The sequence below is a fragment of the Curtobacterium sp. 458 genome (assembly GCF_030406605.1).
In the GTDB taxonomy this organism is placed as follows: Bacteria; Actinomycetota; Actinomycetes; order Actinomycetales; family Microbacteriaceae; genus Curtobacterium.
Genome location: NZ_CP129104.1, coordinates 359,775 through 381,471, shown reverse-complemented (window position 1 = coordinate 381,471; position 21,697 = coordinate 359,775). Strand labels below are relative to the sequence as shown.

Here is a 21,697-nt window from a genome sequence, read left to right as displayed (position 1 = left end):
CCGCGAGGCTACGCGACGGCGACGTCGTCCGACTGCGCGTCCTCCGGAGCGATGTGGTCGACGACCCGGGTCATGTCCTCGAGGAAGGACACGATGACCCGGAGCTCCGCCGCGTTCAGCGAGGACGCGACCTCCGCACCGCTCTCGTCGAGCTGGTCGAGGACCCGGAACGCCTGGCGCATCGACTCGCCGGAGGCGGTCAGGAACACCCCGCGGCGGTCGTGCGGGTCGGGGTGCCGCTCGACGTGGCCGCTGCGCACGAGTCGGTCCACGAGCGCGGAGGTCGACGCGGCGGTGATGCCGAGCTCCTCGGCGAGCTGCTTGGAGTTGACACGCCGCCCGGTCTGGTCGGCGTCGAGCAGCACCCGGAGTGCGAGGAGCGCGTTCTCCCCGACGCCCAGGGCTTCGCGGGCCCGACGCTGTGCGGCGTTCTCGGCTGTGCGGTAGCGGCGGAGGGCGTTCAGCACGTCGACCGCGTCGACCCTCGAGCGATCGTCGTACCAGTACCCCGCCGAGTGGGTGACTTCCTCGGTGGACATACCACGATGCTAGACGCTCTAGTTAGATTGTCTAGCGAGTTCGCGTCGATCGGCCACGCAACACCGGTGACCCGTGCCGGAAACACCCCGGCAACGACCGCTCAGTAGGTTCGCGGCATGCGGGTGCGGACGTGCTGAGCCATCTCGCCGGGAGCGTCTTCCGCCTCGGTGCCGCCGTCGAGCACACCGACGCCGTCGCCCGACTCCTGGACGTCTACGTCGCCCGACGGCACCCGTCGACCGCGCCGCCGGTGCAGACGGCCTCCGTGGCGCTCCGGACCGTCGTGGGTGCAGTGGTCCAGCGCGACGCGGACCTCGCCGTCACCCTCGACGCCCTGGCGCTCGACCGTCACGAGCCGGCATCCATCGCGAGTGCGATCGCGGTCGCCCGGGACAGCGCGCGCCGGGCTCGCGAGGTCGTGTCCACCGAGCTGTGGGACTGCCTGGACGTGACCCGGTCCCGGATGCCCCGCAAGGTCGGCGGGGACCGAGCGCACGACTTCCTCACCTGGGCGAAGGAGCGCAGCGCGCTCGCCGTCGGGGTCGTCGACGGTGACGCCAGCCGTGACGAGGTGTGGGCGTTCTTCACCCTCGGCCGGTCGCTCACCCGGTGCCGCACGACCGCGGCACTGCTCGGTTCCGAACTGCTCGCCCCCGGATCCGCCGAGTCGTGGTCGGACGCGCTGCGCGGCTGCGGTGCCCGCGAGGCGTTCCACCGCGGAGCCCACCACGACGTCGAACCCGCCGAGGCTGCAGCGTTCCTGCTCCTCGACACGAACAGCCCGCGTGCGCTCGGCTTCCTCGCCCACCGAGCGGCCGACGGGCTCGCGGGCGTGGCTCCGGCGTGCGTGGCCGAGCAGGTCGCGGGGTTCCGGCGCGCGGTCGCGGCGCTCGACGCGGTCGCGCCCGAGGACGCGCTGACCGCACTGCCCGGTGTGACGACGCACCTCGCGGCAGCCGCTGCGGCGGCCGACAGGGCGCTCGAGGAGCGCGTGTTCCAGGTGGCCACCCCCGTCACCTGACCCGTGTCCTCAGGCGCACCACGGGACGGACGGGAGGCGTGTGGCGGCGCCGCACCGCGCCTCCAAGCCGACAGGTGACCGCGTCGGTGACGTGGCGGGTGTCAGACGCCGCTCGACCGGTTGGCGACCGCCTCGTCACGCGAGAGGTCCTGTCGGAGCGCCGCCCGCGCCGCCCGCGGGCTCACGGTCGGCACCGCGTGGGTCACCGCGAGGTGCAGGCGGGAGTCGGCGTCGTACCGGAGTCGGAGGCGCTCGAAGCGGACGAGCCAGACCACGGCGATCGCGAGGGCGACGAAGCCGGAGGCCGCCCCGACCCCGATGGCCCACCGCGGCCCCGCGGCGTCGGCGATCGCGCCGACGATGGGGGCGCCGATCGGGGTGCCGCCCGCGAAGATCGCCATGTAGAGCGCCATGACCCGACCGCGCATCGCGGGCGCCGTGGTGGTCTGCACGAGGGCGTTCGCGGTCGTCATGAAGGTCAGCGAGGCGAGCCCGACGAACATGAGGACGACCGCGAAGCTCCAGTACGTCGGGGCGAACGCAGCGGCCGTGCAGGCGATGCCGAAGCCGGCCGACGCGATCACGAGCGTGCGCATCCGGGGGCGGTCCCGTCGTGCCGACAGCAGGGCGCCGAGGACCGAACCGATCGCCATGACCGAGTTGAGCAGGCCGAACTCGCCCGCGCCGCGGTGGAACTCGATGCGGGCCATCGTCGAGGTGAAGATCGGGAAGTTCACGCCGAACGTCCCCACGACGAAGATCATGCACAGCACGACGATGATGTCCGGCCGTGTCCGCACGTACCGGAAGCCCGCGACGATCTGGCCCTTGCCGCGCTTCGCACGCGGGCGGTCGGCGAGCTGTGCCGGGTCGACGAACCGCAGCGCGAGGAGCACGGCCAGGAACGACGCCGCGTTGATGACGAAGACCCAGCCGGAGCCGATCGCCGCGATGAGCACACCGGCGACGGCGGGTCCGATGAGCCGTGCGGCGTTGAACGACGCGGAGTTGAGCGCCACGGCGTTCGACACGTGCTCGCCCTGCACGACGTCGGAGACGAAGGTCTGCCGGATCGGGGTGTCGAACGCGGCGACGATGCCGAGCGCGAGCGCGAAGCCGTACAGCGACAGCAGCGTCGCGGTGTGGGTGAGCACCATCACGCCGAGCCCGAGGCCGAGCGCACCCATCAGCCCCTGCGTGAGCATGAGCATCTTCCGGCGGTCGAACCGGTCGGCGACGAGCCCGGTGACGGGCAGGAGGAGCAGCTGCGGCCCGAACTGGAGCGCCATCGTGACACCGACGGCGACCGCGTCGTTGTCGGAGAGCTGCGTGAGGACGATCCAGTCCTGCGCGGTTCGTTGCATCCAGGTGCCGACGTTGGACACCAGGGCACCGGCGAACCAGATGCGGTAGTTGTGTCCCGAGAGGGACCGGAACATGGCCGTCACTGCTGCGCGAGCCTCCTCATGATCTCGGTGGCGTCGGCGAGCGTCTGGCGCTCGGCCGGCGTGAGGGCGGTGAGCCGCGGGCTCAGCCAGCCGTCGCGGCGTCGTCGGGTCTCCTCGACGAAGGCCGCGCCGGCGTCGGTGGTGCCGATGAGCACCTTGCGGCGGTCGTCGCCGTGCAGGCGCTTCGACACGAGTCCGCGCTCGGTCAGGACCGCGACGGTCTTCGTCATCGACGGCGGGGTCACGCCGTCCTGCCGGCTGAGGTCGGCGAGGGTCATCGCTCCGTCGCGGTGCAGTCGGGCGAGGGCGGAGAACTGCGCGTCCGTGACCGTCTGGTCGGCCTTCTGGTTGCGCAGGGTCCGCGAGAGCCGGTTCACCGCGATGCGGAGATCGGTCGCGAGCGACGCACGGGTGGCGGTGGGGGACATGATCGTTAGCCTACCAAATTAGTTCAGTGAACGAACCGGTTGTGCGCAGAGCGGACCTGGAACGGCCACCGCAGGTGTACCGTTCGGACTGTGGGCAACAGGTGTTGCTCAATTCAACGGAAGAAGGAGCACATGTCCGAGTTCGAGGGCAAGGTCGCCGTCGTCACCGGTGGCGGCAGCGGCATCGGCGAAGCGATCGCGAAGGAGCTCGCTGCGGCGGGCGCGAAGGTCGTCGTCACCGACATCAAGGAGGACGCCGCACAGCGCGTCGTGTCGGAGATCGAGGCCGCGGGCGGGACCGCGAGCGCGTTCGAGGCGAACTCCGCGCTGGCCGCCGACAACGAGCGCATGGTGCGATTCGCGGTCGACACGTACGGAGCGCTGCACCTCGCCGTGAACAACGCCGGCATCGGTGCCGCCCCGCAGCCCATCGGCGAGTACGACGTCGACGCGTGGGACCGCGTGCGTGCGGTCGACCTCGACGGTGTCTTCTACGGACTCCGCTACGAGATCCCCGCGATGCTCGCCGTCGGCGGTGGCGCGATCGTGAACATGTCGTCGGTGCTCGGCTCGGTCGGCATCGCCCAGAACGCCGCGTACGTCGCCTCGAAGCACGCACTCGTCGGGCTGACCAAGGTCGCCGCGCTCGAGTACACGGCGCAGGGTGTCCGCACGAACGCGGTCGGCCCCGGCTTCATCGACACCCCGCTCGTGCGCTCGTCGCTCTCCGCCGAGGCGCTCTCGGCCCTCGAGCAGGAGCACGCCGCCGGTCGGCTCGGCACCGACGCCGAGGTCGCCGCGCTCGTGCTGTTCCTCCTGAGCGACAAGGCGTCGTTCATCAGCGGCAGCTACCACCTGGTGGACGGCGGCTACAGCGCCCACTGACGTGGGCACGCGGACGGGAGGCCCGGATCACCTGACCGACTCCGGTCACGTCATCCGGGCCTCCCGTCCGTCTCAGTGGAACTGCGGGATCGTCATCCAGATGCTGAAGAGCACGGCGGCGATGCACACCGCGAAGCACAGCCCGGCACCCGCCAGGGCGAGCGGGGGCGTGTGGCCGGACCGCGGCGTCTCCTCGGTGTACTGCGTCCGCTCGCCCCCCGCGTCGACCGGCTGTCCGGTCCCGAGCAGCCGCAGGCCCAGCGTGTAGAGCAGCACCACGCCCACCGCCGCGACGAAGCCCACCCACGCGACCGTCCCGATCGCACCGAAGTCGATGTCCATCTCGTCCTCCACTCAGGCCGCGACCGGCTGCTGCGCCGGCTGCTCTTCGTTGACGTTGTCCTGCGTCACCGGCTTGCGGCGCGCGAGGAAGAAGAAGCCGAGGCCCGCCGCCAGGGCGAGGACCGCGACGAGGACGAGCCCGACCGTCGAGGTCGCTGCCACCGCCGTCGCGAGGGCACCGACGACCGCGGCGGCCGGCAGCGTGATCACCCAGGCGACGACGATCCGCCCGACGACGGACCAGTGCACGTCCGCGAGCTTCTTGCCGAGGCCCGACCCGATCACCGAGCCGCTCGTGACGTGGGTGGTCGACAGGGCGAACCCGAGGTGCGACGACACGAGGATCGTGGCGGCCGAGCTGGCCTCCGCCGCGAAGCCCTGCGGCGACTGCACGTCCGAGATGCGCTTGCCGACCGTGCGCATGATCCGCCACCCGCCCATGTAGGTGCCGAGGCCGATCGCGAGCCCGCACGCCAGGATCACCCAGAGCGCCGGTCCGCTGCCCGACGGCTGGTAGTTCGCGGCGATGAGGGTCAGCGTGATGACGCCCATGGTCTTCTGCGCGTCGTTCGTGCCGTGCGCCAGCGAGACGAGCGACGCGGAGATCGTCTGCCCGTGCCGGAACCCGGTCGCGGCGCCGTGCGTCGTGGCGTTCTTCGTCAACGAGTAGGCGAGGTACGTCGCGACGAGGGCGATCACACCCGCGATGACCGGGGAGAGCAGCGCCGGGAGCACGACCTTCGACACGACCGTGGCCCAGTCGACCGAGTTCAGTCCGGCGCCGATGATGGACGCGCCGATGAGGCCGCCGAACAGCGCGTGCGTGGACGACGACGGCAGGCCGAAGTACCACGTGGCGAGGTTCCACAGCACGGCGCCGACGAGTCCGGCGAAGATCATCACGGGGGAGATGTGGATGCCGTCCTGGCCCTCGCGGATGATGCCCTGCGAGACGGTCTTGGCGACCTCGGTGGAGAGGAACGCGCCGACCACGTTGAGGACGGCGGAGATGAGCACGGCGGTCCGGGGCTTCAGGGCACCCGTGGCGACCGAGGTGGCCATGGCGTTCGCGGTGTCGTGGAAGCCGTTCGTGAAGTCGAACACGAGGGCCACCACGATCACCAGCACGACGGTGACGAGGACGTCCATGCGCGGAACGGTAGGCCCGCTCGGAGCCTGCTGCGTGAACGCCGGGTGAACACGCCACGGAACCCGTGCGGCACCGGCGCGTCTGCGAGGATGCAGAGGTGCCGACCTTCTCCGCAGCCCGAGGGGACTCCTCGTTCACCGACGCGCACGGCGTCGAGATCGTCTACTCCACCTGGCGAGCCGGCAAGCCGAAGGGCATCGTGCAGATCGCCCACGGTGTCGGCGAGCACTCGCTGCGCTACGAGCCACTCGCACAGGACCTCGTGCGCGCCGGCTGGACCGTGCACGCCAACGACCACCGCGGGCACGGGCGCACCGGGCTCGCGCAGTGGGACGGCGACCACGCGAAGCTCGGCCGGCTCGGCCCCGGGGGCTTGCGTGCCGCGATCGCGGCGGTCGAGCAGCTCAGCGCCCTCGCCCGCGAGGACACCCCCGGCGTCCCGCTCGTCCTGCTCGGGCACTCGTGGGGCTCGCTCATGGCGCAGCGGATCGTCAACACGTCGAGTGCGCTCTACGACGGCGTCGTGCTCTCCGCGACCGCGTACCGGCTGCCCGGGTGGATGAACAGCGGGGACCTCAACGCCCGGTTCGCCGGGGCCGGACCGACGAAGTACGAGTGGATCAGTCGCGACCGCGCGGTGATCGACGCGATCGGCCTGGATCCACTCGCGGTCGAGGCCGATGTCATCCGGCTCTTCGGCCTCCCGGACACCCTCCGGCTGCTCGGGGTCCCGCGTCGGGGCATCCCGCACGACCTCCCGATGCTCCTGCAGGTCGGCTCCGACGACACCCTCGGCGGGCCGCGGTCCGTCGAGCGCCTGGCGCGGGCGTACCGGACGCGCGGGAAGCTGTCGGACGTCGAGGTGCGGGTGTACGAGGGGGCGCGGCACGAGGTCTACAACGAGACCAACCGCGACGAGGTCGTGGGCGACCTCGTCGCGTGGCTGGAGCGCACGGTCGCGCGCTGAGTGCGGGCGTCCGTGACGGGCGCGACCACAGGACGGACTGGAGGCACGGGGCGGGCCCGCCACGGGCCTCCAGGCCGAGAGACGGGGACGACGATGACCGCACGCGACACCGAGGTGCTGGTGACGCGCCTCGACGAGGCGGCGACGGTGGCGCTCGACCGGCGGGAGCCGCCCGGTCGGCGCTACGCCCAGTGGGCGGCGACGCCCAGGCCCGCGGCGAGCTGACCGTCCTCGTCGCCTGGATCGGCACGGAGCCGGTCGGATCCGGCGAGGTGACAGTGGGCGACCGGCCGGAGCTGCGGAACCTCCGGGTCGAGCCGGACCAGCGCGGGCGAGGCATCGGATCGGCCCTCATCGCCGCGGCCGAACGTCTCGCGGAGCCGTCCGGTGCGCTCCGCATCGGCGTCACGCAGGACAACCCGGACGCCCGCCGCCTGTACGAGCGGGCCGGGTACGTCGTGACCGACGAAGTCGAGGAGTACGACTACACCTTCGTGGACGACGACGGTCGGCGGGTCACCGCGCACGAGGCCTCCGTGTACCTCGCCAAGGACCTCCGTCGCGGGGACTGACGACCGCCCGGCCGAGGCCCGCGGGCGTAGGGTCGTCGTGTGCACGGTGAGTACAAGGTCCCAGGCGGGAAGCTCGTCGTCGTCGACCTCGAGGTCGTCGACGGATCGATCCAGGAGTTCCGGCTCGCCGGTGACTTCTTCCTCGAACCGGACGACGCGCTGCCGCTGATCGACGCCGCCGTGAACGGCCTGTCGTCGACGACGGACGCCGCCGGGATCGCCGCCGCCGTCCGCGGCGCGCTGCCGGAGGGGGCGCAGCTGCTCGGCTTCACGCCGGAGTCGGTCGGGGTCGCGGTCCGCCGGGGGCTCTCGCGGGCGTCCTCGTGGCAGGACTACGACTGGGAGGTCATCCACGAGGGGCCGATCTCCCCGAACGAGCACCTCGCGCTCGACCAGGTGCTCACCGAGGAGGTCGGGGCGGGCCGTCGTGGCCCGACGCTCCGCATCTGGGAGTGGGACGAATCCGCGGTCGTGATCGGCTCGTTCCAGTCCCTCAAGAACGAGGTCGACCCCGAGGGGGCCGCGAAGTACGGCGTGCAGGTCGTGCGGCGCATCTCCGGTGGCGGCGCGATGTTCATGGAGGCGGGCGCGATCATCTCCTACTCGCTCTACGTGCCGGCCGACCTCGTGCAGGGCATGACCTTCGCCGACTCGTACGCCTACCTCGACGAGTGGGTGATCGAGGCGCTGAAGTCGCTCGGGGTCGACGCGTACTACCAGCCGCTCAACGACATCACCTCGGCGAAGGGGAAGATCGGCGGCGCCGCGCAGAAGCGCCTCGGCACCGGAGCCGTGCTCCACCACGCCACGATGAGCTACGACATGGACGGCCAGAAGATGGTCGAGGTGCTCCGGATCGGCCGCGAGAAGATGAGCGACAAGGGCACGACCTCGGCAGCGAAGCGCGTCGACCCGCTGCGCTCCCAGACCGGCCTGCCCCGCGCGGAGGTGATCGAGCGGCTGATCGGCACGTTCACGAAGCTCTACGGCGCGCACGAGGGGCACGTCACCGAGGCCGAGCGGCAGCGGGCGCAGGAGCTCATCGACACGAAGTTCGCGACGAAGGAGTGGCTCGAGCGCGTGCCGTGAGTCGACGGCGCCGCCGCGGGGCGCTGTGGCGCGGTGCCGCCGCGGAGCGCTGCTCAGGGTGCCGTGCTGAGCGCGTGGGCGAGGCCCCGCACCAGGAGCGCACGCGATCGGTCCGTCGCGGCGCCGTCCGGGTCGCTCGCGGACGACCGCGTCAGGCCGTCGACCACGGCGATGACGGCGTCGGCCGCGACCGGCGTGGGCACCGCGAGGACGACGTCGTGCATCGTGGACCAGTGCCGCAGCGCTGCGTCGACCGCGTCACGCCAGAGTCGGCGCTCCGTCTCGAGCAGCGGACCGTCCCCAGCGGCACCCGGCCCGCTGGCACTCACGGCCTCGAGCAGGCGGAAGCGTTCGGGTTCGGTGCGGACCAGCTCGATCCACGCGGCCACGGCGGCGTCGAGTGCTGCCGTGAGGTCGTCGTGGGCGTCGGCCGCACCGAGCACACGAGGCAGCGACGCGCGGGCCTGGCGCTCGAGCAGGGCGACGACGAGGTGCCTCCGGGCGCCGAACACGTAGTGGACCACCCCGTGTGCGACCCCGGCGCGGGCAGCCACGGCACGGGTCGTCAGTCCACCGAGCCCCTCGTCGCGGACGACGAGGGCCGCGGCGTCGAGCAGCTCCTCACGCCGGTCGGCACGACTGCGGTACCCGCGCGTCCCCTCGTCCTCCGTCATCACAGGAAGCGTACGGCGCGTGCGCAGGGTCGTGCTGGACGATGAATCTGGCCGCTTGGCCGAATCAGGGAGGAGCCCCCATGGAGATCATCGTCCGAGCGGCTGCGGAGCACGAGCTGCACGCCGCCGCCACCGTCCTGGCAGAGGCCTTCGCCGAGGACCCGGTGCTCGCCGAGATCCGGCCTCCGCGTTCCGGCGAGCACCGGGTGGCCGTGCTCGGGCGGCTGTTCGCCGCCTTGATCCGAGCGGTGCCGGAACGGTCGAGCGCCGTCGACGTCGCGATCGCGCGTGACCGGGTCGTCGGCGCTGCGTTCTGGCAGGCGCCGCTCCCGCACCGAGGCGGGCTCCGGGCGTTCGTGCGGCAGGTGCCGGAACTCGTGCGGGTGCTCGGGATCGCGGGCGGACTCCGGGCGCTCGCCCACCTGCGCCGGATGGAGCGTGCCCGCCCGGCCGCGCCGCACTGGTACCTCGCCGAGATCGGCGTGTCGGAGGCCGTGCGTGGGCAGGGCGTCGGCGGGCTGCTGCTCGAGCACGCACTCGACCGGGTGGACCGGCGACGGCAGGGCGCGTACCTGGAGTCGTCGACCCCGCACAACCGACGGCTCTACCGGCGGCACGGGTTCGCCGACGGGGCACCGCTCACCGGGTTCACGTCCGCGGCACCCGTGTCGATGTGGCGGCCCGCGGTGGACCAGACCGTCGGGCCGCGGCCGGCCTAGGGCTTCGCGCCGTTGCCGTACGAGCCGTGCAACGTGGTGTGCTCGAACGCCGTCCGCTCGATGACCGAGTGCACCTCGTCGAGCACCGCCTGGTCGACCGAGTCCACGCCGATGGTGAGCGAGCCGTAGTCGACCCGCATCGTGGACGGGATCGTCGCGTCCAGACCCGCCACGTGCGGGGTCGCGGCGAGCGTGGCGAGCCCCTGCGCGACCGCCGTCGACGTGCTGCGGGGGATCACCTGGTCGAACGTGCCCTCGTAGTGCGTGGTGCTCGCGATGTGCCCGGTACCGGCCGGCACGGTGAGCGTGAGGCCCACGCCCGTCCAGGCGAGTTCCTCGGCCATCGTGCTCGGGACCGCGCCGACCTCGGCGGGGGAGGCCGACGCATCGGTGACGACCACGAAGCGCGACGAGAAGTGGTTCGTCGTCACCTCGCGGGTCGGGCAGGAGGGATCGGGAGCGGTGCTCGGTGCGTTCGTGGTCGTCTCGACTGCGCGGTCCACGCCCGGCAGCGCCCGGACGGCTCGGAGGGCGGACGCGACCTCGCGCGCGACGGTCGGGTCGAGCGTCGCCCCGGGGGTGGGGGTCGCCGTCGACGGGTCCGTCGGTCCGGAGCGCTCGGGGGAGTCGCCGACCGCGGGACAGGGAGCCGAGCCGCCGCCGCTGCCGCTGCCGTGGAACGCCTGGCGTGCGATCCCCTCCGCCGTCGAGCAGCCGGTCAGGACGGCCGCGCAGAGCACGACGACGAGGGTTGCTCGGAGACGACGCATCGCTCCAGTCTGCACGACGGGCGATGCGGTCCCAGCGCCAGAACGGGGTCGGCGGCCCGGGAGGGGGGAACCGGGCCGCCGCCCCACCAGTCTCGGTGTCCTCCCCAAGAACGACGTGTGTGGATCAGGAGAATCCCCCGCGCGGCTGATGTCGGCACCCGAAGCCCCACGTAGCGTCGTGCACGTGAACTGGTTGATCCTCCTGGGGGCGGTGGCCGCAGCGGTCGTCGCGATGTGGGTCGCCGATCGCGTGGGGTGGATCGACCTGTCGAACAAGGCCACGCGCTCGGGCGGCTCCGGCGGCGTCGTGTCGATGTTGGACGAGGTCTTCGCGCCGACACGGCACGAGGCCCAGGCAGAGTACGAACGGCAGTCGCGTCTGCCGCGAGAGGCCCCGACGCCCGCCGACGACGACCACGACCTGCTCAGCGGGCACGTGCTCATCAAGGTGCCGGGGGTCCGGGCGGGCGGTCGGCACGAGGTCCGCGTCGGGACGCACGACCGCACCTACTGACCGGTCGGTGCCGCCCCGGCGCCACGACGCGCCGACGCCGCTCAGCGCGCGGTGAGCTCCTGGTAGTCCGGGTGCCGCTCGATCCAGGCCTTGACGTAGCTGCACTGCGGCACGACGGTGCGGGACGAGTTCGCGCGCACGTCGTCGAGCGCCGCCTGCACGAGCATGGATGCGTGGCCGCCGCCGCGGTGCTCGGGGTCCACCTCGGTGTGCACGAAGCGGATCTCGTCGCCCTCGATCTCGTACGCCGCGAGTCCGATCACCTCCCCGTCCTCGACGAGGGAGTACTGCTGCTGCTCGGTGTCGTTCCGGACCTCGGGTGTCGCCATGTCCGCGACGCTACGCCCGGGCGGCCGGTGAGCGCACTGTGAACCGCGCTCCGTACGCGAGGATGGACCCGTGCACGACGACCGCGGACCGGACCGGGTGGTCCACGGGGACGCCCTCGACGTCCTGCCGACCCTCGACGACGGCTCCTTCACGCTCGTCTACCTCGACCCGCCGTTCAACACCGGCCGGAAGCAACGGCGACACGCGAGCACCGCGGTCAGGAGCACGGGTGACACGGCGCCGGGCGCCCCCGGGCGACGCGAGACCGTCACGGGCTTCCGCGGCGGCACGTACGAGCGGGTCCGTGGCGACCTGCTCCGCTTCGACGACCGGTTCGACGACTACTGGTCGTTCCTCGAGCCGCGGCTGCTCGAGGCGTGGCGGGTGCTCGCCGACGACGGGACGCTCTACCTGCACCTCGACTACCGGGAGTCGCACTACGCGAAGGTGCTGCTCGACGCGCTCTTCGGCCGTGGGTCGTTCCTCAACGAGATCGTCTGGGCCTACGACTTCGGGGCGAAGTCGAAGACCCGGTGGCCGACGAAGCACGACACGATCCTCGTCTACGTGAAGGACCCCGCCCGGTACTACTTCGACTCGGCGGCGGTGGACCGCGAGCCGTACATGGCGCCGGGGCTCGTGACGCCCGAGCAGCGGGAGCGCGGCAAGCTGCCGACGGACGTCTGGTGGCACACGATCGTGTCGCCGACCGGCCGTGAGAAGACCGGTTACCCGACGCAGAAGCCCGAGGGCGTGCTCCGCCGCATCGTCCAGGCCTCTTCGCGCGAGGGCGACTGGGTGCTCGACTTCTTCGCCGGCAGCGGCACCACCGGGGCCGTCGCGACTGCCCTCGGCCGCCGGTTCGTGCTCGTCGACGACAACGCAGCGGCGATCGACGTCATGCGTCGGCGCCTGCCCGGCGCGACGTTCTCCGCCGTCGGCTGACGACGGAGGACGGGCGGCTGGTCGGTCGGTCGACTACTCGGCCGAGTGGCGGCCGTGCGGGTGATCGCCCTGGTCCGGCCGGGAGGCACGGCTCGCCTCCGCCGGGTCGGCCTGCGGCGCCGGCGTGGTCGCGTCCGGGGCGGACGCGGCCGATCCGTCGGCCGGTGCGGCGTGCGCCGGACGGGTCCGGATGGTGCCCGTCGTCGTCGGCGGCTCGTCCACCGGCGCGGCAGCCGAGTGCGCGCCGTGGGTCGTGGCGTCGGGCAGCGGGGCACGGGTGTCCGCGGAGGCGGGAGCCGAACGTCCGTCGGACGCGACCGGCGTGGCGGGGGAGGCCGTGCCTCCCGGCCGGTCCTGACGGGGGACCGTCACGTCCGGCGAGGTCGGGACCACGTCCGTCGACCCGGTGTGGGGCGTGACGAGCGAACCCGTGTTCGCGGCGGCCTCCTGCGCGTCGGCGGTGAGGCGGTCCTGCCCGCCCTTCGCGGCGTTCGCCTGCTCCTGCAGTGCCGACACCTTCCGGAGCGGCGGGACCCGGAAGAACCAGGTGAGCACGAACGCGAGCAGGATCACGCCGAGGCCGACGTAGTAGACGGTGACCGCGGAGCTGCTGAAGCCGACGAGGAACGACCGGGTGAGCCGCGGGTCCGCGCCGTTGAGGAACGACGTGTCGCTCGTCGTCGAGGAACTCGACGAGCTCGTCGTGCCCTTCTCGAGCTGCTTCTTGATCGTCGGAGCGACCTCGTCGACGACGTTCCTGCGCTGCGTCGCGTTCGAGTAGTCGACCTGGACAGTCCCGTCGACGACCTCGGCCTTCGCCTGGGACGCGACCTGCTCGAGCGCCTGCTGCTCGGCGTCGGGCTTGGCTGCCGCGACCTGCTCGGCGATGACGGAGTCGGCGGAGGCTGCCGGGACCTGTCCGGCGGCGACGGCCTGCTGGACCTTCGCGGTGACCTGCTTCGTGACGGCCTCGTCCGCGGCGGCCTTGGCCTTCGCGGCGCCCGCGTTGAGCTGGTCCTGCACGTTCGACTGGATCGGGTCGACGATCTTGTTCCAGATCTGGTCCATGACCGCCTTGTTGTCCGCGGCGTTCGCGACGGACGGGGTCAGCGCGGCATTGAGGCTGCTCTTGAGCGTGGACTCGTTCTGCAGCGCCGTCGTGATGTTCGTCGGCATGAGCGAGAACAGGACGGAGAGCAGGACGGCCGTGCCCATGGTGCCGCCGATCTGGCGGAAGAACGTCGCGGCGCTCGTGGCGACACCGATGTCGCGCGGGGACACCGAGTTCTGCGCCGCGAGGGTCAGGGTCTGCATGAGCTGGCCGAGCCCCAGGCCGATGCCGAACATGCCGAGCATGAGGAACCACAGCGGGCTGTCCGCCGTGAGGAACGTCAGCACCGTGAAGCCGATCGCGGTGAACGCCGTGCCCGTGACCGGGAAGACCTGGTACTTGCCCGTGCGCGAGATGATCTGACCCGAGGCGATCGACGCGATCATCAGGCCGAGGACCATCGGCAGCATCGCGAAGCCGGACTCGGTCGGCGTGACGCCCTTCACGATCTGCAGGTACAGCGGGATGGTGAGCATCGCGCCGAACATGCCGAACCCGACGAGCACGCTGAGGACCGCGGCCATCGAGAAGACGTGCGAGTTGAAGAGCTTCAGCGGCAGGATCGCGTTGTCGCCCATCGCCCGCTCGACGATGACGAACGCGATGAGCCCCAGGAGGCCGATGGCGTAGCAGGCGATCGACCCGGCCGACCACCAGCCCCAGTCGCGGCCCTGCTCGGCGACGAGGAGCAGCGGGACGAGGGTGACGATGACGAGCGCCGCACCCCACCAGTCGATGCGGGGCTTGCCGCGGTCGCCGAACTTCGGGAGGTGCAGGAACGTCGTCACCATGATCAGCGCGATGATGCCGATCGGGACGTTGATGAGGAACACCCAGCGCCAGCCGGCGATGAACACGATCTCGTTCGCGCCGGCGAAGAGGCCGCCGACGAGCGGGCCGATGACGCTCGAGATGCCGAACACGGCGAGGAAGTAGCCCTGGTACTTGGCGCGCTCACGCGGAGCGAGCATGTCGCCCATGATCGCGAGCGGGAGGGACATGAGGCCACCGGCGCCGAGGCCCTGCAGGGCGCGGAAGCCGGCGAGCATGAGCATCGAGGTCGAGAACGACGCCAGCAGCGACCCCACGATGAAGATGCCGATCGCGGTGAGGAACAGCGGGCGGCGACCGAAGATGTCGGAGAGCTTGCCGTAGATCGGCGTGGTGATCGTCGACGCGATCAGGTAGCCGGTCGTCACCCACGCCTGCTGGTCGAGGCCGTGGAGGTCGTCGCCGATGGTGCGGATCGCGGTGCCGACGATCGTCTGGTCGAGGGCACCGAGGAACATGCCGGCCATCAGGCCGTAGATCACCAGCAGGATCTGCCGGTGGTTCATCACGGCGTTCGAGGACGTCGTGGGAGCCGCGGGTGCGGTCGCGGTCTGGGTCATGAGCAGGTCTCCCGAAACTTTGCGCTGGGTGCAAAGTTACAACCTCCGCAAGGCGAAGGTTCGCCCGGAGCCCGTTCCTGAGTGGATCGGCAGACCTCCGGCTGCTGCCGACCAGCCGGAGGGTACGCCTGCGTCCCGCTACGCGCCGAGGGCTGCGTCGACGATCTCCTTGGCCTCGCGCTGCACCTGCTCGAGGTGCTCCTGCCCGACGAAGCTCTCGGCGTAGATCTTGTAGACGTCCTCGGTGCCGGACGGCCGAGCTGCGAACCACGCCTTGTCCGTGACCACCTTGACGCCGCCGACCGCCGCGTCGTTGCCCGGCGCCTTCGAGAGCTTGGCGGTGATCGGGTCGCCCGCGAGCGTGTCCGCGGCGATGGCGTCGCCGTCGAGCTTCGACAGGCGGGCCTTCTGCTCCTTGCTCGCCGCGGCGTCCACCCGCTGGTAGACCGGCGCGCCGAACCGCTCGGTCAGCTCGGCGTAGAGCTGCGACGGGGTCTTGCCGGTCACCGCGATGATCTCCGACGCGAGGAGCGCCAGGATGATGCCGTCCTTGTCGGTCGTCCATGCGGTGCCGTCCTTGCGCAGGAAGCTCGCACCGGCGGACTCCTCACCGCCGAACGCCACCGAGCCGTCGATCAGGCCCGGTACGAACCACTTGAACCCGACCGGGACCTCCCACAGCCGGCGTCCGAGGGACTCCGCGACCCGGTCGATGATGCTCGACGAGACGAGGGTCTTGCCGATCGCGGCGTCGTCGCGCCACTCCGGCCGGTGGGCGTACAGGTACTCGATCGCGACGGCGAGGTAGTGGTTCGGGTTCATCAGGCCGCCGTCCGGCGTCACGATGCCGTGCCGGTCGGAGTCGGCGTCGTTGCCCGTCAGCACGTCGAACTCGTCCTTGCGGGCGACCACCGACGCCATTGCGCTCGCGCTCGACGGGTCCATGCGGATCTTGCCGTCCCAGTCGAGGGTCATGAACGCCCAGGTCGGGTCGACCTCGGGGTTCACCACGGTGAGGTCGAGGCCGTAGTGGTCGCGGATGCGCTCCCAGTACGGCAGGGACGCCCCGCCGAGGGGGTCGGCACCGATGCGGACGCCGGCGCGCTTGATCGCGTCGATGTCGATGATGTTCTCGAGGTCGGCCACGTAGGAGCCGAGGTAGTCGTAGCCCTCGGCCGCGGTGTCGTCCTGGCGACGCACCTCGGCGTTGCCCCCGGCGATGATGGCGTTCGCGCGGTCGGCGATCCAGCTGGTGGCGTCGCTGTCGGCCGGGCCACCGTGCGGGGGGTTGTACTTGAAGCCGCCGTCGCGGGGCGGGTTGTGGCTCGGGGTGATGACGATGCCGTCCGCCGTGTCCGGGTTGCCGGCGCGGTTGTAGGCGATGATCGCGTGGCTGAGGGCCGGGGTCGGGACGAAGCCGTCGGCGCTGTCGGCGAGCACCCGGACGCCGTTCGCCGCGAGGACCTCGAGCGCCGTCCGCTCGGCCGGGGCCGAGAGCGCGTGGGTGTCACGACCGATGAAGAGCGGGCCGTCGGTGCCCTGCTGGGTCCGGTACTCGACGATCGCCTGCGTGATCGCGGCGATGTGGGTGTCGTTGAACGCGGTGTCGAGGGACGAACCACGGTGCCCGGAGGTACCGAACACGACCTTCTGCTCGGGGACGGAGACGTCCGGGACGCGCTCGTGGTACGCGGCGAGCAGGGCGTCGAGGTCGACGAGGTCGTCGGCGGTCGCAGGGGTTCCGGCGCGGTCGTTCATGTGCCCATCCTGGCACCCGGTGGTGGTGCGCGTGCTGGTCGTCCGTCCCAGGCGCGCGCGACGGACCGTGCGGCGTCCGCCGGAACGGAGCGAGCGGCCGCCCGAGCCGGATCGGTAGGGGGACGATCCGGTGGGCGACCGCTCGCGGTCTGTGGAGTGGCGCTGTCCGAGGTGGGGTCAGGCCGTACGGAAGGAGCCCGTCGCCGTGCGGAGCGAGCCGGTCGCGGTCCGGAACGAACCCGTCGCCGTCCGGACCGGACCGGTGGCCGTGCCGCGACCGGACTGCGTGTCGACGAAGCGTCCGAGCGGTCGGGCGACGGCGACACCCGTGTAGGTGCCCAGCGGACGCTGTGCCGCGGTCACGGTGTAGGCGCCGAGTTCGTCGCGCCGCGTGGTGCCGCTCACGTACGAGCCGCCGAAGGGGAAGTCGCGGTTCTGCATGTGAACGATGGTAGCGCCGTGTCTTGCATCATGCAAAACAAACGGTTGCGCGATGGGCCTGGTCAGGCGATGAGCTCGCAGAACGTCCGGCCCTCGGCCGTCCAGCTCTGCCGGGCGAGCAGCCCCGCGTCGGCCGCGTGGCCGTGGAGGGCGTCGAGCCCGGTCTCGGCCCACGGGAACGCGGCGCTCTCGTGGCCGTCGGCGTCGACCACCCGGGCGGTGTACGTCCGGTCGGCGTCACGGTCCGGGTTCGTCTCGACGACCACGCGGCCGCCGACACGCACGATCGCCCGACACCGGGCGAGGAGCGCCGTCGGGTCGCCGCCGATGCCGATGTTCCCGTCGATCACGAGCGCGGTGTCCCAGTGGCCCTCGTCGGGCACCGGGTCGAAGACCGAACCCTGCACCGCCCGACCTCCGGAACGGCGGGCGATCGCGACGGCCTCGGCGGAGACGTCCACGCCGAGCGACGGCAGGCCCACGGCCCGTGCGGCGACGAGCATCCGACCCGGGCCGCAGCCGATGTCGATGACCGGACCGTCGGCGTCGTCGAGCAGCGACCGGTCGACACGGTCGGCGGCGGCGCTCCAGCGTCCGACGTCCATCGTCGTGACCGTGCCGGGTCGGCTCGGGTCGGTCAGTCGGAGGCGTCCGTCGGAGCGGAGAGCACGAGCGTACGGCTCGCCGCCGCCTGCGCCGAAGGTCATCGGGGCGTGCATGGTCATCGGGCACCTCCGGAGGTCGTGCGTTCGGATGCCAGGGCGGCGGCGAACGCGGAGTCGGGCGCGAGTTCGACCACTCGGTCGGCGTCGGCGATCTCGTCCACGTCGAGCAGGGGTGCGAGGTCACCGACGTCGAGTCCGGCGTCCACCAGTCGGGCGCGCTGCACCGCCCCCGTGTCGTCCTTGGACATCGGCACGCCGCGGATGAGCGCACCGTCGGGCACGTGCAGGTACAGCGCCCAGAACCCGCCGTCCTCCGCCGGTCCGAACCAGGCGTCGCGCTCCGGCTGCTCGAACACCGCGGCGAGGTCCGCCGGGCGCACCTGCGGCGTGTCCATGCCGACCAGGAGCAGCGGCCCCTGGACGGCGTCGAAGAGGGTGCCGAGGCGCTCGTCGAGGTCACCGGTCGGCTGGGGCAGGACGTGGAAGCCCTCGGCCGCAGCCGGGACGACCTCGCCGTCGAAGAACAGGATCCGACGGGCGGCCGGCAGCGCGCGCACCGTCGCCAGGGTGTCGGACAGGCTCGCGGCTGCGACGCGGGCGGCGCCCTCGGGGCCGAGCGCCGGGATGAGGCGGGTCTTCACGCGACCGGGCAGGCACTCCTTGGCGACCACCGCGACCGTCACGGCGGTCACGAGCGCGCCCCCTCGACGGGACCGGCCACGCGCTCGAGGGGAGCGGTGTCGGCGGCGGTGGGGCGTGCCTCCAGTCCAGTCGTGCCGGTCGTCGTGGGGGCTGCCGCGTCGGGGGTGGCGTCGGTGACCGTGCGAGGGCGGCGCTCGCCGGAGCGGTAGGCGCGGAGGAGGCGCGACATGTCGCGGACCGCGTTGACCGTGCCGCGGAGCGTGCCGGTCACCTTGCTGTCACCGATGCGTTGCGCGTAGCCGATGTCGCTCTCGTCGACGCGGAGGCCGGCGGCGTGCGCCGCGAGGACCATCTCGAGCGGGTAGCCGCTGCGGCGGTCCTGCAGGTCGAGCGCGACGAGCTGCTCGCGGCGCATCACGCGCATCGGCCCGAGGTCGCGCAGCCGGTAGCCGGTGGCGCGGCGCATGAGGACGGCGAGCACCCGGTTCGCGAAGCGTGCGTGCGGTGCCCACGCGCCGCGCGAGGTCGGGACGCGGCGGCCGAGTGCGAGGTCAGTGCGACCCGACGCGACGCGGTCGAGCAGGCCGCGCAGCTCGGCAGGGTCCATCGAGGCGTCCGCGTCGCAGAACGCGACGAAGTCGGCGGTGGCGGCGGCGACGCCCGCGGCGCACGCGGAGCCGAAGCCGCGGCGGGGCTCGGTGACGACCGTGGCGCCGTGCGCGCGGGCGACGTCTGCCGAGCCGTCGGTCGAACCGTTGTCGACGACGATCGCCCGGTAGCCCTCCGGCAGCCGCCCGATCACACGGGGGAGGGCGTCGGCCTCGTCGAGGCACGGCAGGATCACGTCGACGTTCATGCCGTCTGTTCGGTGCGGACGGCCGGATCGACGGGGGTCACCGTGCGGATCGGGGTTCGCGGAGCTCGCGGGCGTCGTCGACATGGTCCCCACGGTGCCCGGGCGGCCTGACCGGAACCGGGCCGGGCTGTACCCCGGTGTCCGGATACGGTGTCCCCCGATGTGGGGTGGCGGAGCCGGTGCGGCGGCGGTCGGTCGGGGCGGGGCGGGGCCGGGTCGTGGCCGAGTCTCGTGCTGCCGGACACTTCTCGCGCTCCGGAACGCGAGACGTGTCCGCCTGCGCGAGACTCGGGGCGCTCCACACGAGACTCGGGGCGCGCGGCCGCGAGCCACGCAGCGCCTCAGCGCACCGCGGCCCGCAGCGGCGCCGTGGCGAACTCGCGCATGCCCCGCTCGAAGTCGACCTCGGCGCGCCACCCGAGCTCCCGCCCGATGCGCTCCGACGACGCGGTCACGTGCCGGACGTCCCCGAGCCGGTACTCGCCGGTGACGATCGGCTGCGGCCCGTCCGGCCCGGCGATCGCGGCGGCCATCTCGCCGATGGTGTGCACGGTGCCCGAACCGACGTTGTACGCCCGGAACGAGTCGTCCGGCAGGTCAGCCGTCGCCGCGATCGACGCCGCGTTCGCGCCCGCGACGTCGTCCACGTGCACGAAGTCCCGCCGCTGCCGGCCGTCCTCGAACACCCGGGGAGCCTCGCCCCGCGCGAGCGCCGAGCGGAACAGGGACGCGACACCGGCGTACGGCGTGTTCGCGGGCATGCCCGGCCCGTAGACGTTGTGGTACCGGAGCGCGATCGCCCGGCCGCCCGTGGCCCGTGCCCACGAGGACGCGAGGTGCTCCTGCGCCACCTTCGTCTGCGCGTACACGTTGCGCGGGTCGAGCGCGGCGTCCTCGTCGATGAGGCCCGGCACGAGCGGCTCGCCGTCGGCACCGATCGGGTCGAAGCGTCCGGCGTCGAGCTCCTCGCGGCGGCGCGCCGGCGGCCGAGTCGGGTCGCCGGCAGCGGTCGCGTACGCCCCTTCGCCGTAGACGACCATCGAGCTCGCGACCACGAGCCGGCCGATGCCGTGCCGGTCCATCGCGGCGAGGACGTGCGCCGTCCCGGTGTCGTTCGAGGAGACGTAGTCGGGGGCGTCCTGGAAGTCGACGCCGAGTCCGACCTTCGCGGCCTGGTGGCAGACGACGTCGACCCCGTCGAGGGTGGCGTCGAGCACGGCATCGTCACGGACGTCCCCGTGCACGAAGTCCACGCCCTCGGGCACGGTCGCGGGCTGGCCGGAGGCGGCCGGACCGGACGCCGCGCCCGCGCCCGAGCCGGACGCCGCGCCCGAGCCGGACGTCGCGCCCGAGCCGGACGCCGCGCCGTCGCCGTGCACGTCGGCCCGCAGCGAGTCGAGCACCCGGACCTCGTACCCCTCGGCCAGCGCCCGCCGGACGATCGCGGAGCCGATGAACCCCGCGCCCCCGGTGACGAGCAGCCGGGTCACGCGGTCGCCCCCGGCCCGTCCACCGGCAGTGCCAGGACCGACGCGCTCGCGGTCGTCGGCACGAGCTCACGCGGCGTGAAGTCCTCCGGGATCGCTGCGACGATCGACCCGATCGCCCGCACGATGACCTCGTTCGCCCGCTTGAGCCGCTCCATCACCGCTGCGTGCGTGACCGGCTCGTCGTCCGGCCCCGCCGCGAGCTCGAGGCCCGCGTCGGCGTCGGTCACGAACGACAGGTTCACCGTGCCGATGCCGAGCTCCGCCGCGAGGGGGACCTCCGGTGTCATCGTCATGTTGATCGTGTGGCCGCCGGCCTCGCGCATCCAGACCGACTCGGCACGGGTCGAGAACCGCGGGCCCTGGATCACGACGCACGTGCCGGTCGTCCGGTGCGGCACGCCGAGTGCGGCGACGGCCTCGACGGCGGCGGCGCGGAGGACCGGGTCGAAGGGGTCGGCGAACGAGAGGTGCTGCACGTCGTCCTCGAAGAAGGTGTCGGAGCGGCCCCAGGTGCGGTCGATGAGCTGGTCCGTCACGACGAAGGTGCCGGGTGCGTAGTCCGGGTGCAGGCCTCCGACGGCGCTCGACGAGACGATCGCCCGGACGCCGAGCGACCGCAGGGCCCAGGTGTTCGCACGGTGGTTGATGCGGTGCGGTGCGACCGAGTGCGACCGGCCGTGCCGGGTGAGGAACGCCACACGTCGGCCGGACATGGTGCCGATGCTGATCGGGCTGGAGGTCTCGCCGAACGGCGTCGCGACCGTCCGCTCCTCCGCCGTGCCCGCCTCGAACAGCTCGTACAGGCCCGATCCACCGATCACACCGATCGTCACGTCGTTCTCCACAGGTCCTCCGAATCGTCCTCGGCGCGGGTTGCGCGCTGGATACGCTACTGACGCTCCCTGACGGCGGTTCCGCCGGGCAGCTCACGTCCCCTTGCTCCGTCCAC

The 21,697-nt window shown here is 72.3% G+C and carries 25 protein-coding genes; 9 read left to right on the top strand and 16 right to left on the bottom strand.

Annotated elements, in window-relative coordinates:
• Positions 1-8 precede the first annotated feature (8 nt).
• Positions 9-539, bottom strand: coding sequence for a MarR family transcriptional regulator (locus QPJ90_RS01820; protein ID WP_290132771.1), 531 nt, complete (start codon positions 537-539; stop codon positions 9-11).
• A 131-nt stretch (positions 540-670) separates the two neighbouring features.
• Here QPJ90_RS01820 and QPJ90_RS01815 point away from each other — a divergent pair, with 131 nt between their 5' ends.
• Positions 671-1,561: an alpha-E domain-containing protein gene (locus QPJ90_RS01815; RefSeq protein ID WP_290132770.1), complete on the top strand. Its 891-nt coding sequence runs from the start codon at positions 671-673 to the stop codon at positions 1,559-1,561.
• Between the two features lie 101 nt (positions 1,562-1,662).
• On the opposite strand, the gene QPJ90_RS01810 is transcribed toward QPJ90_RS01815, so the two are convergent.
• Complete coding sequence (locus QPJ90_RS01810) at positions 1,663-3,009, bottom strand: MFS transporter (protein WP_290132769.1); 1,347 nt, start codon at positions 3,007-3,009, stop codon at positions 1,663-1,665.
• Complete coding sequence (locus QPJ90_RS01805; protein WP_290132768.1) at positions 3,006-3,437, bottom strand: MarR family transcriptional regulator; 432 nt, start codon at positions 3,435-3,437, stop codon at positions 3,006-3,008. Before QPJ90_RS01805 ends, QPJ90_RS01810 begins: the two co-directional genes overlap by 4 nt.
• A 132-nt stretch (positions 3,438-3,569) precedes the next feature.
• Between QPJ90_RS01805 and QPJ90_RS01800 the strand changes: the two genes are divergently transcribed.
• Positions 3,570-4,322 carry a glucose 1-dehydrogenase gene (locus tag QPJ90_RS01800; RefSeq protein ID WP_290132767.1) on the top strand — a complete coding sequence of 251 codons (753 nt, stop codon included), beginning with the start codon at positions 3,570-3,572 and terminating at the stop codon, positions 4,320-4,322.
• Positions 4,323-4,394: 72 nt separating this feature from the next.
• Here the strand turns inward: QPJ90_RS01800 and QPJ90_RS01795 are convergent, their stop codons facing one another.
• Complete coding sequence (locus QPJ90_RS01795) at positions 4,395-4,664, bottom strand: hypothetical protein (RefSeq protein ID WP_290132766.1); 270 nt, start codon at positions 4,662-4,664, stop codon at positions 4,395-4,397.
• 12 nt (positions 4,665-4,676) lie between these two features.
• Positions 4,677-5,813 (bottom strand): inorganic phosphate transporter, encoded by a 1,137-nt coding sequence (locus QPJ90_RS01790; RefSeq protein WP_290132765.1) that lies wholly within the window; start codon positions 5,811-5,813, stop codon positions 4,677-4,679.
• 98 nt (positions 5,814-5,911) lie between these two features.
• On the opposite strand from QPJ90_RS01790, the gene QPJ90_RS01785 reads away from it, so the two are divergent.
• From QPJ90_RS01785 to QPJ90_RS01770, 4 genes are all read left to right on the top strand, one after another.
• Positions 5,912-6,781, top strand: a complete 870-nt coding sequence (locus QPJ90_RS01785; RefSeq protein ID WP_290132764.1) for an alpha/beta hydrolase — start codon at positions 5,912-5,914, stop codon at positions 6,779-6,781.
• Between the two features lie 93 nt (positions 6,782-6,874).
• The gene (locus QPJ90_RS01780; RefSeq protein ID WP_290132763.1) at positions 6,875-7,006 is read left to right on the top strand and encodes a hypothetical protein; all 132 of its coding nucleotides are present in this window, start codon (positions 6,875-6,877) and stop codon (positions 7,004-7,006) included.
• Complete coding sequence (locus QPJ90_RS01775; protein WP_290132762.1) at positions 6,973-7,353, top strand: GNAT family N-acetyltransferase; 381 nt, start codon at positions 6,973-6,975, stop codon at positions 7,351-7,353. The genes QPJ90_RS01780 and QPJ90_RS01775 overlap by 34 nt, the downstream gene beginning before the upstream one ends.
• Before the next feature lie 39 nt (positions 7,354-7,392).
• Positions 7,393-8,442: a biotin/lipoate A/B protein ligase family protein gene (locus QPJ90_RS01770; RefSeq protein ID WP_290132761.1), complete on the top strand. Its 1,050-nt coding sequence runs from the start codon at positions 7,393-7,395 to the stop codon at positions 8,440-8,442.
• Positions 8,443-8,495: 53 nt separating this feature from the next.
• On the opposite strand, the gene QPJ90_RS01765 is transcribed toward QPJ90_RS01770, so the two are convergent.
• Entirely contained in the window at positions 8,496-9,116 is a 621-nt protein-coding gene (locus tag QPJ90_RS01765; protein WP_290132760.1) for a TetR family transcriptional regulator, read from the bottom strand.
• Positions 9,117-9,196: 80 nt separating this feature from the next.
• Here QPJ90_RS01765 and QPJ90_RS01760 point away from each other — a divergent pair, with 80 nt between their 5' ends.
• Positions 9,197-9,835: a GNAT family N-acetyltransferase gene (locus QPJ90_RS01760; protein WP_290132759.1), complete on the top strand. Its 639-nt coding sequence runs from the start codon at positions 9,197-9,199 to the stop codon at positions 9,833-9,835.
• On the opposite strand, the gene QPJ90_RS01755 is transcribed toward QPJ90_RS01760, so the two are convergent.
• Positions 9,832-10,605 (bottom strand): hypothetical protein, encoded by a 774-nt coding sequence (locus QPJ90_RS01755; protein WP_290132758.1) that lies wholly within the window; start codon positions 10,603-10,605, stop codon positions 9,832-9,834. The genes QPJ90_RS01760 and QPJ90_RS01755 overlap by 4 nt on opposite strands.
• A 184-nt stretch (positions 10,606-10,789) precedes the next feature.
• Here QPJ90_RS01755 and QPJ90_RS01750 point away from each other — a divergent pair, with 184 nt between their 5' ends.
• A complete protein-coding gene (locus QPJ90_RS01750; protein WP_290132757.1) occupies positions 10,790-11,119 on the top strand; it encodes a hypothetical protein in 330 nt (109 codons plus the stop codon).
• Positions 11,120-11,160: 41 nt separating this feature from the next.
• Here QPJ90_RS01750 and QPJ90_RS01745 read toward each other — a convergent pair whose 3' ends face one another.
• The gene (locus tag QPJ90_RS01745; protein WP_290132756.1) at positions 11,161-11,448 is read right to left on the bottom strand and encodes a GNAT family N-acetyltransferase; all 288 of its coding nucleotides are present in this window, start codon (positions 11,446-11,448) and stop codon (positions 11,161-11,163) included.
• Positions 11,449-11,518: 70 nt separating this feature from the next.
• Between QPJ90_RS01745 and QPJ90_RS01740 the strand changes: the two genes are divergently transcribed.
• Positions 11,519-12,394, top strand: a complete 876-nt coding sequence (locus QPJ90_RS01740) for a DNA methyltransferase (RefSeq protein WP_290132755.1) — start codon at positions 11,519-11,521, stop codon at positions 12,392-12,394.
• Between the two features lie 33 nt (positions 12,395-12,427).
• Here the strand turns inward: QPJ90_RS01740 and QPJ90_RS01735 are convergent, their stop codons facing one another.
• The 8 genes from QPJ90_RS01735 to QPJ90_RS01700 all read right to left on the bottom strand — a co-directional run bounded on the left by QPJ90_RS01735 (position 12,428) and on the right by QPJ90_RS01700 (position 21,593).
• The gene (locus tag QPJ90_RS01735) at positions 12,428-14,896 is read right to left on the bottom strand and encodes a DHA2 family efflux MFS transporter permease subunit (protein ID WP_290132754.1); all 2,469 of its coding nucleotides are present in this window, start codon (positions 14,894-14,896) and stop codon (positions 12,428-12,430) included.
• A 138-nt stretch (positions 14,897-15,034) separates the two neighbouring features.
• Positions 15,035-16,654: a phosphoglucomutase (alpha-D-glucose-1,6-bisphosphate-dependent) gene (gene pgm / locus QPJ90_RS01730; protein ID WP_290132753.1), complete on the bottom strand. Its 1,620-nt coding sequence runs from the start codon at positions 16,652-16,654 to the stop codon at positions 15,035-15,037.
• A 177-nt stretch (positions 16,655-16,831) separates the two neighbouring features.
• Positions 16,832-17,095 (bottom strand): hypothetical protein, encoded by a 264-nt coding sequence (locus tag QPJ90_RS01725; protein WP_290132752.1) that lies wholly within the window; start codon positions 17,093-17,095, stop codon positions 16,832-16,834.
• Between the two features lie 62 nt (positions 17,096-17,157).
• Entirely contained in the window at positions 17,158-17,820 is a 663-nt protein-coding gene (locus QPJ90_RS01720) for a methyltransferase domain-containing protein (RefSeq protein ID WP_290132751.1), read from the bottom strand.
• On the bottom strand, positions 17,817-18,452 hold the full coding sequence (locus QPJ90_RS01715; protein ID WP_290132750.1) for a DUF2064 domain-containing protein: 636 nt from the start codon (positions 18,450-18,452) through the stop codon (positions 17,817-17,819). Before QPJ90_RS01715 ends, QPJ90_RS01720 begins: the two co-directional genes overlap by 4 nt.
• Positions 18,449-19,258, bottom strand: a complete 810-nt coding sequence (locus QPJ90_RS01710) for a glycosyltransferase family 2 protein (RefSeq protein WP_290132749.1) — start codon at positions 19,256-19,258, stop codon at positions 18,449-18,451. Before QPJ90_RS01710 ends, QPJ90_RS01715 begins: the two co-directional genes overlap by 4 nt.
• A 341-nt stretch (positions 19,259-19,599) precedes the next feature.
• A complete protein-coding gene (locus tag QPJ90_RS01705; protein ID WP_290132748.1) occupies positions 19,600-20,748 on the bottom strand; it encodes an NAD-dependent epimerase/dehydratase family protein in 1,149 nt (382 codons plus the stop codon).
• A complete protein-coding gene (locus QPJ90_RS01700) occupies positions 20,745-21,593 on the bottom strand; it encodes an MTAP family purine nucleoside phosphorylase (RefSeq protein ID WP_290132747.1) in 849 nt (282 codons plus the stop codon). The genes QPJ90_RS01705 and QPJ90_RS01700 overlap by 4 nt, the downstream gene beginning before the upstream one ends.
• Positions 21,594-21,697 lie beyond the last annotated feature (104 nt).